The 12,817-nt window shown below is 53.4% G+C and carries 12 protein-coding genes; all 12 read right to left on the bottom strand.

The genetic code is table 11. The annotated features are described in order from the left end of the window. Positions 1 to 22 precede the first annotated feature (22 nt). Positions 23 to 985: an ABC transporter ATP-binding protein gene (locus tag M2298_RS23720; RefSeq protein WP_122966311.1), complete on the bottom strand. Its 963-nt coding sequence runs from the start codon at positions 983 to 985 to the stop codon at positions 23 to 25. Further along, the gene (locus tag M2298_RS23715; RefSeq protein ID WP_173598687.1) at positions 978 to 1,970 is read right to left on the bottom strand and encodes an ABC transporter ATP-binding protein; all 993 of its coding nucleotides are present in this window, start codon (positions 1,968 to 1,970) and stop codon (positions 978 to 980) included. Before M2298_RS23715 ends, M2298_RS23720 begins: the two co-directional genes overlap by 8 nt. Positions 1,971 to 1,988: 18 nt before the next feature. Further along, positions 1,989 to 2,882 carry an ABC transporter permease subunit gene (locus M2298_RS23710; RefSeq protein ID WP_063230612.1) on the bottom strand — a complete coding sequence of 298 codons (894 nt, stop codon included), beginning with the start codon at positions 2,880 to 2,882 and terminating at the stop codon, positions 1,989 to 1,991. Between the two features lie 18 nt (positions 2,883 to 2,900). Further along, positions 2,901 to 3,824 (bottom strand): nickel ABC transporter permease, encoded by a 924-nt coding sequence (gene nikB, locus M2298_RS23705; RefSeq protein WP_122966313.1) that lies wholly within the window; start codon positions 3,822 to 3,824, stop codon positions 2,901 to 2,903. 145 nt (positions 3,825 to 3,969) lie between these two features. Further along, a complete protein-coding gene (locus tag M2298_RS23700) occupies positions 3,970 to 5,556 on the bottom strand; it encodes a glutathione ABC transporter substrate-binding protein (protein ID WP_122966314.1) in 1,587 nt (528 codons plus the stop codon). A gap of 85 nt (positions 5,557 to 5,641) precedes the next feature. Next, on the bottom strand, positions 5,642 to 6,706 hold the full coding sequence (locus M2298_RS23695) for a Gfo/Idh/MocA family protein (protein WP_280649172.1): 1,065 nt from the start codon (positions 6,704 to 6,706) through the stop codon (positions 5,642 to 5,644). A 105-nt stretch (positions 6,707 to 6,811) separates the two neighbouring features. Next, a complete protein-coding gene (locus M2298_RS23690) occupies positions 6,812 to 7,801 on the bottom strand; it encodes an ROK family protein (protein ID WP_280649171.1) in 990 nt (329 codons plus the stop codon). 207 nt (positions 7,802 to 8,008) lie between these two features. Beyond that, the gene (locus tag M2298_RS23685; RefSeq protein ID WP_063230618.1) at positions 8,009 to 8,608 is read right to left on the bottom strand and encodes a response regulator transcription factor; all 600 of its coding nucleotides are present in this window, start codon (positions 8,606 to 8,608) and stop codon (positions 8,009 to 8,011) included. Positions 8,609 to 8,610: 2 nt separating this feature from the next. Next, positions 8,611 to 9,741, bottom strand: a complete 1,131-nt coding sequence (locus M2298_RS23680; RefSeq protein ID WP_122966317.1) for a sensor histidine kinase — start codon at positions 9,739 to 9,741, stop codon at positions 8,611 to 8,613. Between the two features lie 65 nt (positions 9,742 to 9,806). Then, positions 9,807 to 10,862, bottom strand: a complete 1,056-nt coding sequence (desA, locus tag M2298_RS23675) for a Delta(5) desaturase DesA (RefSeq protein ID WP_122966318.1) — start codon at positions 10,860 to 10,862, stop codon at positions 9,807 to 9,809. A 171-nt stretch (positions 10,863 to 11,033) separates the two neighbouring features. Continuing rightward, positions 11,034 to 11,768, bottom strand: coding sequence for a hypothetical protein (locus M2298_RS23670; protein WP_173598691.1), 735 nt, complete (start codon positions 11,766 to 11,768; stop codon positions 11,034 to 11,036). Positions 11,769 to 11,811: 43 nt separating this feature from the next. Further along, a complete protein-coding gene (locus M2298_RS23665) occupies positions 11,812 to 12,636 on the bottom strand; it encodes a hypothetical protein (protein WP_280649170.1) in 825 nt (274 codons plus the stop codon). Positions 12,637 to 12,817: the final 181 nt, after the last annotated feature.

The following is a 12,817-nucleotide window of genomic DNA, read 5'->3' as shown; positions in this document are numbered from 1 at the left end:
TCTCCCCTGCCGCGCATGCCGCTCACAGATGGCACGCGACCAGATGATCGTCTTCGGCCGCCTTTCGCAAATCTGGCGGAGTTGTCCGGCAAATCTCCATCGCGTATGGACAGCGCGTATGAAACAGACAGCCGGACGGCGGATTGACCGGGCTTGGCACATCCCCTTGCAAAATGATGCGCTCCCGCTTGGCACGCGGATCGGGGATCGGCACGGAAGACAGCAACGCTTTCGTGTACGGGTGCTGCGGGTTGGCAAAAAGCGTTTCTTTGGGCGCGGACTCCACGAGGCTGCCCAAATACATCACGCCGATTTTGTCGCTAATATGCTCCACGACACTCAGGTCGTGCGAAATGAACAAATACGTCAGTTGGAACTCTTCCTGCAAATCTTTCAGCAGATTGAGGATTTGCGACTGAATGGACACGTCCAGCGCGGATACAGGCTCATCCGCCACGATCAGCTTCGGTTTCAAGATGAGGGCGCGGGCAATCCCGATGCGCTGGCGCTGTCCCCCGCTGAACTCATGGGCGAACTTTTCCGCGTGGTAGCTGTTCAAACCGACGACTTCCAGCATCTCGGCGACAGTCCGCTCCCGTTCCTTGACAGACAGCTTCGAATGAATGATCAGCGGCTCCGCCACGACATCGCGGATTTTCATCCGTGGGTTCAGTGACGCGTACGGGTCTTGAAACACCATTTGCACTTGCTTGCGCACCTCGCGCAGCTTCGTCTCGTTCATCTGCGAAATCTCTTCGCCGTTGATCCAAATTTTGCCCTCATCCGGGGTCAACAGTCGCGTAACCAGCCGCCCTGTCGTCGACTTGCCGCAGCCGCTTTCGCCGACGAGACTGAACGTCTCGCCCTCCTTGATTTCAAAAGAAACGCGGTTGACCGCCTTCACGCTTTTCTTGCTGGAGAACAGGCCGCTGTCAATCGGAAACGTCTTTTTGATCCCGTCTACCACAACCAGTGGCTTACGCATTCGCCCCCCTCCCTTCCTCGTCGTAGAGCCAGCAACGGCAAAAGCGGTTCTCGCCCACGCCGGCAATCGCAGGCTCCTGCTCCCAGCAGATCGACATGGCCTCCTTGCAGCGCGGGGCAAATTTGCAGCCTTTGGGCATGTTGTTCGGCGTCGGTACGTTGCCTGGAACGGAATCCAGCCTGTCGCGCTTTTGCCCGATTTTCGGCACAGAGCCAATCAACCCTTTTGTGTATGGATGCTTTGGCTCGTCAAAAAGGTCGTAAACGGACGCTTCCTCCACCACCCGCCCGGCGTACATGACGACGACGCGATTGCACATCTCCGCCACCACGCCCAGATCGTGTGTGATCAGCAGCATCGACATATGCTCATCTGCCTGGAGCTGCTTCATGACGTCCAAAATTTGCGCCTGGATCGTCACGTCGAGCGCCGTCGTCGGCTCGTCGGCAATCAGCAGGTTGGGGCGGCAGGACATCGCCATCGCGATCATGATGCGCTGCCGCATCCCCCCTGACAACTGGTGCGGATACTCTGCCAAAATTTCTTGGGGGCGGGGAATCCCTACTTTGGTCAACATGCTGACCGCGTGCTCCCGCGCCAGCTTATCCGAATAGCCGAGGTGCAGCCGGATCGCTTCTGCCAGCTGCTCGCCGATTTTCATCACCGGATTGAGCGAAGTCATCGGCTCCTGAAAAATCATCGAGATTTCTTTTCCGCGAATTTGCCGCATGTCGTTCTCTGACATGGACAACAGGTTGGTGCCGTTATAAACAATCTCGCCTTGGGTGATTTCGCCCGTCGTATCCTTGAACAAACGCATGATCGAAAGCGAAGTCACACTTTTGCCGCAGCCCGATTCTCCGACCAGACCGAGCACTTCGCCCTTTTTTATATGAAAGCTGACGTTGTCGAGTACGACCGTCTTGCGGTCATCCCTCGTGAACTGTGTTTGCAGATGCTTAACCTCGATGATGTTTTCACTCATCTGCCCCAACTCCCTCGTTTAGTTCTTCGTTTTCGGGTCCAGAATGTCGCGCAGGCCATCCCCTACCAGGTTGAACGCCAGTACAGACAGGAAAATCGCCAGACCGGGAATCATCACCACGTGGGGAGAAGTCGCGAGGTAATCGCGGCCCATGCTGAGCATCGCTCCCCAGTCGGGACTTTCCGGCTTTGCGCCCAGACCGAGAAAACTGAGACTGGAAGCAGCCAGGATAGACGTGCCGATCCTGAGCGAAAAGAAGACGATCATGCTGGATACCGTCTCCGGAAAAATGTGGCGGAAAATGATCCGGCTGCTTTTGGCCCCCATGGAGCGCGCCGCTTCCACAAAGACGGCTTCTTTGGCTGCCAGCGTATTGCCGCGGATCAGCCGGGCAAAAGACGGTATGCTGAACACAGCCACGGCCACCACGACGTTTGTCAAACCGGGGCCGAGAATCGCGACGATGGCAATAGCCAGGAGCAAGTCAGGAAAAGCGAACATGACATCGCTGCCGCGCATGATCAGCCGATCGATCCAGCCGCCATAGTAGCCGCTGCACAAGCCCAAAATCGTCCCGATGACAGCCCCGACAAACACAGAGGTAAAGCTGACGCCGAGCGAAAGGCCCGCCCCGACAATAATCCGGCTCAAAATATCGCGCCCGTACTCATCCGTTCCCGCCCAGTGCGCCAGGGAAGGCGTCTGGAGCGTTGCATCGTAGTTTGGCTCGTACGGATCGTAAGGAGCGATCACTGGTCCGAAAATCGCGACCAGCACTAAAAACAGGATAAAAAATCCGGCCCAGAACGCCGTCTTTTGCTTTTTCCACTTTTTCCAAAACTCGCGCGCCCTGGAGCTTTGCTTGTCCAGCGTGACAACAGTCGTCTGGCCGACTTCATTTACTACCTCCATTTCCTTCGCTCCCTTCGCTTAGCTTTCATAACGGATTTTCGGATTGAGCGCCTTGTACAGGATGTCTACCAGCAAGTTCACGAGGATAAACTCCAGCGAGAACAGCAAGATGACAGCCTGCACAACCGGATAGTCGCGAAAAGCGATGGAATCGACCAGTAGCCGCCCCATGCCCGGAATGCTGAACACCGTCTCGACCACGACCGAACCGCCCAACAAAAATCCGAATTGCAAGCCAGCAATCGTCACGACGGGAATCATCGAGTTTTTCAGCGCATGCTTGCGAACGACGACCGACTCCTTCAAGCCTTTCGCCCGACCTGTACGGATAAAATCTTCTTTCAATGTTTCAAGGAGAGACGAGCGGGTAAACCGGGCCAGCATCGACATGATTCCCGCCCCCAGCGTCAGCGAAGGGAGAACGTAGCTTTTCCAGCCATCCACTCCCCCTGTCGGAAACCAGCCGAGCGTGACGGAAAAAATTTGTATGAGAATGAGCCCCAGCCAGAAGCCGGGCAAGGAAATGCCGGAAATCGCGGTCAGCATTCCGACGTAGTCCGGCCATTTGTTGCGAAAGACTGCGGAGACGGTTCCGATGAGCAGCCCCAGAACGAGCGCCCAGCCTAGGCTCATAAATGTCAAATTCATCGTGATGGAAAAACGGTTGGCGAACATGTCGCTGATCGGCAGACCTGTTTTCAAGGAGTGGCCCAGATTGCCCGTGAGCAAGTTCTGCATATAGGTGGCGTACTGGGAAAGGAGCGGCTTGTCCAGCCCAAGCTCCTGACGGACGCGGGTGATCTCCTCCAGCGTAGCGTCTTTTCCAGCCGCCAGACGCACAGGGTCGCCCGGAACGAGATGGATGAAGAAGAAAATCAAGAGAGACACGACGAAAATGATCGGGATGATCTCGATGAGCCTTTTTACGATGTAACGGAACATTGAGCGGTTCCTCCTAATGGATGGGAAAGCCACGCGACATGCAGCGTCATGGCATTCCTTCTCCCCAAGACTTTTCTTGCAACCAGGACGTAATAGGAAAGCAGCGTTGGGCTGTGAGCAGCGACCCAACGCTGCCAGAAAAACCTTATTGGAATGCCGCTTCCCTCACATAGATGCCGCCGCTTGGCGTAATGTAGACGCCGTTTACGTTGGCGCGTTTGCCGTACAAAATCTCGTCGACAGCCAGGAAGATCCATGGCGCATCTTTGAATACATTTTCCTGAACGGCTCCGTACAGCTCTTTTTGCTTGTTCTGGTCAGACGATTGGGTCGCTTCCTTGATGCTCTTGTCTACGATGTCACTCTTGTAAAAAGCGGTGTTCGCTCCTGCTGGCGGGAAGTTTTCGCTGCTGAACAGAGAGCGCATCGCGTTGTCCGGATCAGCGGAAGACCAGCTTACGTACCACATATTCATCTTCGCTTCTTCCGGAGACTTGATGCCGTAGATTTCATCCGAGAGCGTCGCTTCCTCCATCGACTTCACCTCGACGGTTACGCCGATTTTTTGCAGCTGTTGCTGAATGAATTGCATGCCTTTCATCGTATCGGAGTTCGTGTTGCCCCAGATTTCCGTGGTGAAGCCATTTTCGTAGCCTGCTTCCTTGAGCAGTTGCTTCGCCTTTTCGATGTTGTACTCATAAACACCCTGCTTGGCGTAATGTGCAATCGTCGGCGACATGATCGATTCGAGCTGCGTGCCGTATCCGGCTTTGACGACTTTGATGAACGCGTCCTTGTCGACGGCGTAGTTGATGGCTTGACGCACACGCAAATCATCGAACGGCTTTTTCAGCATGTTGATCGAAACGTAACGGGTGATCGTGGAAGGCGTGCGCTCTACCTTGACGCCCTCTGCTCCGCCCAGCGTCTCCGCTTGCTGTTCAGGCAACGGATAGATGACGTCTGCTTCGCCCGTTTTCAGCATCGCTACGCGCGAGCCGTTTTCCGGTACGGGCTTGTAGACGATTTTTCCTACTTTGGCTGCCCCTTTGTTCCAGTGATCCTGGTTCAGCTCGACTGTCAGATGGTCGCCCTGCACCCATTCCACGAATTTGTAAGGGCCGGTCCCGACCGGATTTTTGGAAATTTCCTTGCCGTACTTCTCCAACGCTGCCGGGCTGATGATCCCTGTCGTGAACTTGTTGATCATCGCGGAAAATGGCTGGTTCAGCGTCACTTTTACCGTGTAGTCGTCCACCACTTCTGTGCTCTTGATGTATTTGTAGTTGCGGTAAGCCCGCAGGTTGTTGTCTTGGTTGCTCATGCGGTCAAAGTTGATTTTGACAGCTTGCGCATTGAACGGCGTGCCGTCATGGAACTTGACGTTTTGACGAAGCTTGAACGTATACTCGGTGGAATCTTCGTTCACGGAATATTCAGTCGACAAACCCGGTATAAGCTTCAAGTCTTTGTCGTAAATCAGGAGTCCTTCAAACATGGCCGACTGCACACCGCTGGACAAAGCGTCTCCGGTGTTTTGCGGGTCCATCGTGATGAAGTTTTCGTTTACGGCGATCACCATCTGATCTTTCTGCGGTGCTCCCGTACTCGCCCCTGAGTCGGGCGACGATGCTGCCGGAGTCCCTCCCCCTCCTGAACTGGAACATCCAAAAAGTAATGCCACTGAAAAAAGTAAGACAGATGCTGCTCGCAAATACGCTGCTTTTTTCATTTCCCTTTTCCCCCTTACAAGGTTCTCCTTATGGTAGCAATCTGGATGTCCGTCATTGGGTACAGCATGGATGCGGTTTCACGATTTACGGCGTGAAAACGACTTCGCGGCCGGTCTGTGCCGACTCGTAAATGCCGCAGAGAATTTTCATCATCTCTACGCCGTCTGCGACTGGGCTGAGCGTCTCTTTTTCGCCCAAAATGTATGCGATAAAATGATCGATTTCATTTTGAAAGCCTTGCTTGAAGTCAAAAGACAGCTTATCCATTTGCGGAGTGACATTGAGGATGGTGTTGTGTTTTTCCGCAATGATGGACAGCTCCGGCTCTACCTCTGCTCCGCCCTTGTCGCCGTACAGCTTGACGGACAGCTCTTCTTTTTTGGCGTGCAGCGTGTAGCTCACATCGACGAACAGGGACGCGCCGTTTTCAAAGCGGATCAAGGCGTTCGCCATGTCTTCCACCGTGTTTTTGCCGGGATCGTAGTCGGCCGCCTTGTAAAAAGACAAATGCTTGACGTTGGCCCGGTTGCCGAGCTTGTTGTATGTATTGCCGCTCACGGTCGCAACTTTTGGGCAGCCCATCATGTACCAGCACAGATCAATTACGTGGACACCGAGGTCAATCAGCGGCCCGCCGCCCGATCTTTCCTTGTCCGCGAACCAGCCGCCGGGATTGCCCAATCGGCGCAGGCAAGACGCTTTGGCGTAATAAATCTCGCCCAAATCTCCTGCATCGATGAACTGTTTGAGCAGTTGAGCGTTCGTATCGTATCTTCTGACGAAGCCCACCTGGAGCAGCTTGCCGCTTCGTTTGACCGCTTCTTCAATTCGCAAAGCAGATTCAACCGAGGTGCTGAGCGGCTTTTCCAGCAGTACGTGCTTGCCAGCGTCCAGCGCAGAGATGGCGAGGTCTGCGTGTGTGTTGTTCCAGGTGCAGATGCTTACTGCGTCGATTTGCGGATCGGCGAGCGCTGCCTCGATGTTGCTGTAGTAAGTCGCTGCCTGGTACTTTTCCGCTTTTTCCTTGGCGCGCGCTTCGTTGAAGTCGACAACCGCGTGAAGCTGCACGCGTTCATTTTGCTGATACGATTGCAAATGCATGTCCGAAATGGAGCCTGCCCCGATCACCGCAACCTTTACTTTTTCCATGCGGATGTATGCCTCCTTGCGTTAGCAAATTGCTAATTTATTTTTTCAGTGGAGTTATTAATTGAATGATACGAAATAATCTTAATTTTGGCAATACATATTCTGCTAGTAAGCAGGAAGTTTTCCCGCGGACTGTTTCTCTGCAAACAACAGACCTGCTGCCCCGATTGCTCCAGCCTGAATCCCGACTTGCTGCCGCTCGATTCGCACCTGCCGCGCCATGGACTGGATGCTCCGCTCCCTGACGCTGCGCTTGACCTCCCGGAGCAAAATATCCGAAGCGTTCATCACGCCGCCGCCAAAAACAACCACTTCCGGATTGAACAAATGAATCAGACTGGTCGTGCCGATCCCCAGACAATACCCGGCACGCTCGATAATCTCCACGCTGTAGCGATCTCCCGCCAGCGCCGCTTCCCCGATTTCTTTTGCCGTCGGAAAAGCGCCCGCCGCAAGTGAACCGCCTGTCCACTCGCGTTGCTCCTGCTCCAGCTGGTGTTTGACCAGATGTTCGAGCGCCGTACCGGAGGCATACAGTTCGAGACAGCCCCGATTGCCGCAGCTGCACAACGGACCGTTCCAATCGATCGAGATGTGTCCGAACTCCCCGGCGCTGCCGTCTTTCCCCTGCACCAGTTGGCCGTCACTGATGATCCCTGCACCAACGCCTGTGCTGACTGTGACGTAAATCATGTTTTGCGCGCCCCGGCCCGCTCCCCACATCCACTCCGCTACTGCCGCGGCGTTGGCGTCATTGATCAGTTGCGCCGGAAGAGCGAATTTGTCTTCGATCAGCTTGCCGATCGGAACGTGCTCCCAACCGAGATTGCCGGCGAAAATGACCTCCGCAGCCTTGCTGTCGATGACTCCGGCGGAAGCTATGCCGACTCCGCGCACCTTTTGCCGATCGGCATTCGCTGTCCCAAGCACGCCGTCGATCGCCGCCAACACTCTGTCGATCACGGCCCGCTCGCCGTCTTGCGAGGAAGTGGGCAGCACTGTGCTGTTGATCATTTGCCCGCTCTTGTGCACCAAGCCCGCCAATATTTTCGTCCCGCCCAAATCAAGCCCAACCGCATACTCGTCCTGTTCCACGCGAGTCCACTCCTTTTTGTTGCTGCGTCTGTTGCAAGATGATTGCTGGCACTTTATTATTTTCTCCATTGGCTTTATAAAGTTACTCACCTCTAGTTGTATCACAAGCGAAAAAGAAAATAAAGGATTCGCACTTTTTAAAATATTTTTTTGTGCGCAAAAAAACCCTTCCTGCCAGACCGCAGAAAGGGCTTCCTTCGTTGCTGTTTACTTGAACCAGCCTTTTTCCTTGAAGTGCATGATCGCTTCAATCCGGTTGCTCACGCCGAGCTTGTCGAGAATCACGGAAATGTAGTTGCGCACCGTTCCCGTCGTAATGAACAGCTGGCTGGCGATTTCCTTCGTGTTTTTGCCGTCCGCAATCAGCAAAAGCACTTCCTTTTCCCGCTCTGTCAGCGGGTTTTCCTGCCCATACGCTTCATCGACCAATTCCGGGGCATAAATTCGTCTGCCCGCCATGACGCTGCGGATCGAGCTTGCCAGCTCTTCGCTGGGGCTGTCCTTGAGCAAATAGCCGTTCGCTCCCGCCTTCAAGGCACGCTCGAAGTATCCCGGACGGGCAAAGGTCGTCAAAATCATCACTTTGCAGCCGCTGCCCTTCAGCTCCTCAGCAGCGTCCAAACCGCTTTTCACAGGCATTTCGATATCCATGATGCAAATATCCGGCTTATGCAGGTGGACGAGCTTGACGGCATCCTCACCGTTGCTCGCCCTGCCGACGACCTGCATATCCTCTTCCAGATCGAGCAGAGAAGCCAGAGCACCAAGCAGCATGCGCTGATCCTCTGCAATGACGATGCGAATCATGCTCACGCCTCCTTTTCCGGTTGTTTGAAGCTGTTGGGCACCCGCAGTACGACTTGTGTCCCGGCTTCCGATGATAAAATGTCCATGCTGCCGTTCACAAATTCCAGCCGCTCACGCATCCCGCGCAGTCCGTTTCCGCGGCAAGCCGCTTGCTCCACCATCCCGCTGCCGTTGTCCGCCACACGCACAATCAGATCCGTACGAGACGGCTCGATGGTGATGGAACACCGGCTGGCGTTGCTGTGCTTGATAACATTTGTCACAGCTTCCTTCAAACACATGCTGAGCACCGTTTCCGTCATCAAGGACGTATTGTTCAAATCCGGGTCGCCTTCCAGCGCAAACTCGATTTCAGCCGCCTTGAGAATTTGCCTGATCCGAAACATTTCCTCGGTCAGCCGCGTCCCGCGCATTTGCGTAACCATTTCCCGCACTTCTTTCAACGCAATTCGCGCCGTCTGCCTGATTTCCTCCAGCTCAGTCTGTGCCCGAGCCGGATTTTTGTAGATCAGCTTGCTGGCGAGATCGCTTTTCAGCCCGATCAAAGACAGCTTTTGTCCCAGCGTATCGTGCAAGTCGCGGGCAATCCGCTGGCGTTCCTCCAGCTTGACCAGTTCGGAAATCCGCTTGTTGGCGTGATTCAGCTCGCCTTGCAGCTTCTCCCGCTTGTTCCAGTTGTACGTGGTCACTGGCAGCAAAATGACAGCGATCAGGCTGACGAGCACAAACGGAAGCTGGTTGAAAAGCTGCGCATTTTTCGAAAGGAAGCCCATGTTGATCGTCGCAAAGGTGCTGATCAGATGGATCGTATACAGCGTGATGAACCCGATCTTGTTCTGGATGTTCCCGATGAAAAAGGCCAGGAACAGCGCGAAGTAGACGTAGCCGAACATGACGGTCATCGCGATCGAGATCACGATCTGCAAACTGGTCCAAAAGTAGATCAGCCACCCTTTGGAGAGAAACGACAGGACGTAGCAGACGAAAAACAAAAGAATCATCACGATTCCGCTTGCGACCTCGTACGTAGACGACGAGCGGAAAATGAAGTAAAACGGCAGGATGTAGAAGACAACCCACACATAAGGGCTAAGGCCCGTGTTTTTTTGCAGAATGTGATACCACTTTTGCATGTATGCCCACCTTTTTCTTCGCCACTACTTATCAGTGTATCGGAATGAAGGAGTTTCGGGCAGGCTTATTTTCCTTCCAGACTCGTTTTTTGGCTGTGCAACGCGTCCATAATCGCCCCGGTCGAAGCTTGAATCTGCTTGATTTCCTTGAAGCTCACAAACTGCTTTCTCTCTTCGTCCCACAGGCGGAAGCTCAACGATTTCAGGCTGGAAGACAATGTAATCGTCGTCGCCATTTGCAGCGGCGGCGTCCCGTTATGTGCCTTTTCCAAATTGTAGTTTGGCACCTTTGGACTCAAGTGATGCACATGGTGAAAGCCGATGTTCCCCGTAATCCACTGCAAGACGCGCGGCAGTTTGTAGTACGAGCTGCCTTCCACAGCAGCTTTGACGTAGCTCCACTCTTCTTCGTTTTCAAAATACGAATCCTCGAACTGGTGCTGCACATAGAACAGCCAGATTCCGAGCAACCCCGAGATAAAAAAGACAGGAACCTGTATGAGCAAAAACGCTTGCCAACCGATCGCCCAAGCGAGAAGCGCATACAAGCCGACCAAGAGCACGTTGGTCAAGTACGTGTTCAGCCGCTCTTTGCGGCGTGCCCCTTTGCGATTGAAGCGATATTGCAGCGCGAAGACAAAGAACGGGCCGATCCCGAACATGACGAGCGGATTGCGGTAGATGCGGTAAGCGATTTTGCGCCAGAGCGGAGCCGCGAGGTATTCGTCCACGGTCAAAATCCAGATGTCGCCGACACCGCGCTTGTCGAGGTTGCTGCTCGTGGCGTGGTGAATCGAATGGCTTTGCTTCCACTGTTCGTACGGCACGCAAGTAATCACGCCCGTAATCGTGCCGAGAATGTCATTGGCCCGCCGGCTTTTGAAAAAAGACTGATGGCAGCAATCGTGAAAAATGATGAAGGTGCGAATGACAAAACCAGCTGTGATGATGACCAGCGGCAACGTCAGCCAGTACGAGACTGACAGGCTGAGATAGGCACCGTACCAAAGAAAAAGCAAGGGAACAATCGTGTTGATCATTTGGCGAATACTCGATTTCGTATCCGTTTTTTCAAAGGGAGCCACATTCTTTTTCAACTGGGCGATGTTCGATTGATGCATCAATTGGTTCCTCCTCGATATGAAGCGCGTATGACTGGATGACCAGACGCAATTTTCTATCTTTATTGTAGAAAATGCGCTCGGTTCGCTGTAGTCATAAACGTCAAGTCGAGGGTATGACAAATGTCATGGTTGAACAAATCAACTGGAAATTTTAGGATATGTGAACACTCACGAAAAATACTCCAACAAATAAACCGTCTGCTCTTCCGGCTTGAGCAAAGCAAACACCGTTCCGCCGCCGATGACCGACATGAAGCGGAAGCGCTCTGTCGCGCCGCATACCATGCTCTCCTCGATCCCGTAATCGTGGGTGACATTCCACTGCAAGTTCATGAAAAACTCTCCGCTCATCTCCCGGGCTGTCTCCTGATCGATCAGGACGTCGGAATCGTCGTGCCCCCAGTCCTCCGTCAGCTCCGTGATGTGCCGAAACTCGCCAGTCAGCTCGTAATGGTACTTCGTAAACTCATAGCTGTAGAAGCCTTCGACATAATAGTCCACGTCAAAATCAGCCAGCTCGGCCAGCCCGTCCATGATTCGTTCCTTGTACGCCTTGAGCGTTACTTTATCCTTCAAATATTCCTGCTTGTTTTGGGCAAAATCAGCCTGCAAATAGGCGTGGACTTCCTCCACATTTCCCCCGCCGAAGACGTCCAGGTCGCCGAGAAATTCGTACTTGCCCGCCACGTAACGGAAGCCGAAAAAGTTGTTCTCGGCGTGTTTGTACTCTTTCTCGCAGTAAAGACCATCTGTGCCGAGCAGATGAAGCTGGTAGACACTTCCCTCGTGCAGATGAGAAAACGTGAGCAACGGCCGGAAATAGCAAGCGAGCCGCTCATCCACAAAAACCTCGCTCGCTTTCGGATACATGATCACTTTTTGTTCCTGCTGATTTTTCTCCATGTTTCTCTCCTCCACTTCTCTCTTTGGCAATTTTTGTCTCTATCTACATCCACGTACCGAAAAGGTCTTGTACTGCCTGCCTGGAATAGCCATCCTCGCCCCGCCAGTTGACTACCGCGAAAAAGTCGTTTTTTCCGCCGCGGCCCGGCCTGTCTTTGGTCGTCGCCAAAATGCCTGCCGACGCGAGAATTTCCATGAATGCGTCCCGCTCATTTTTGCTGGACGGAAAAAGCCCGGCAAGCCGCTTCTCCAGTTGACGTGCAGCATCTGTAGGCTCGCAGCTTTCAATCGCAGCAAGCACCTGGCGCCAGATCGCCACGTCTGCCACTGTGACTTCCAGCTCCAGCTCCGGCTCCTTGCTCATGAGCTGCAAATCTTGCAACACATACGGAAGGTAATTCAAACGAACGCCGCCCCACTTGTGTCTTTCAAAATTCAGCACGTTCATATCTTCGTCCGTGTACGATTCCAGACCTGCGATATGATAGCTGTCGCATACATAGCAATCTCCGTACATGGCGTAGGCAACCCCGTTTGCTGGAGCGGTGTAGCGGCCTGCATTGCTTTCAAACGAATGCTGCACAAACTGACGGGTCAATACCCAGCTTGCGAGTGCGCTGCGCAAGTGAATTTTTCGGGTGGACAAGCTGTGCAAAAAGGCTTTCGCCACCTTCTCCTTCGTCACTTGTTCGTGCAATTCCACGATTTGCCGCACCGCCTCATCGTGGTGAATCGTGAGCGGATCGAACATCATCCCTTTGCTTTTTGCATAAACAAAATCTTCCCCCTCGTATACATAAGGACGGTCTTTCCAGCCTTGGCTGCTCCAGAATGTCTTCAGCAAAATTTGCTTCGCTTTTTTATCCATAGAAGGTTTCCTCCGATTTCTTTTTCCCTTCCATATTTTAGCGCATAATTTGTTCCTGACTATCAGACTATAAGCCTCATTTTCCAAAATTTATCGTCTGGAACTGCCATCCCCAAATAACAACAAGACCCCATCCAGCTGACGGATGAGGTCTTGTGTTTTTGTTTTGGCTTTAAGCCGC

The sequence above is a fragment of the Brevibacillus sp. 1238 genome (assembly GCF_029892995.1).
GTDB classification, from domain to species: Bacteria; Bacillota; Bacilli; order Brevibacillales; family Brevibacillaceae; genus Brevibacillus; species Brevibacillus parabrevis.
This window is presented reverse-complemented; position numbering and strand designations above follow the sequence as displayed.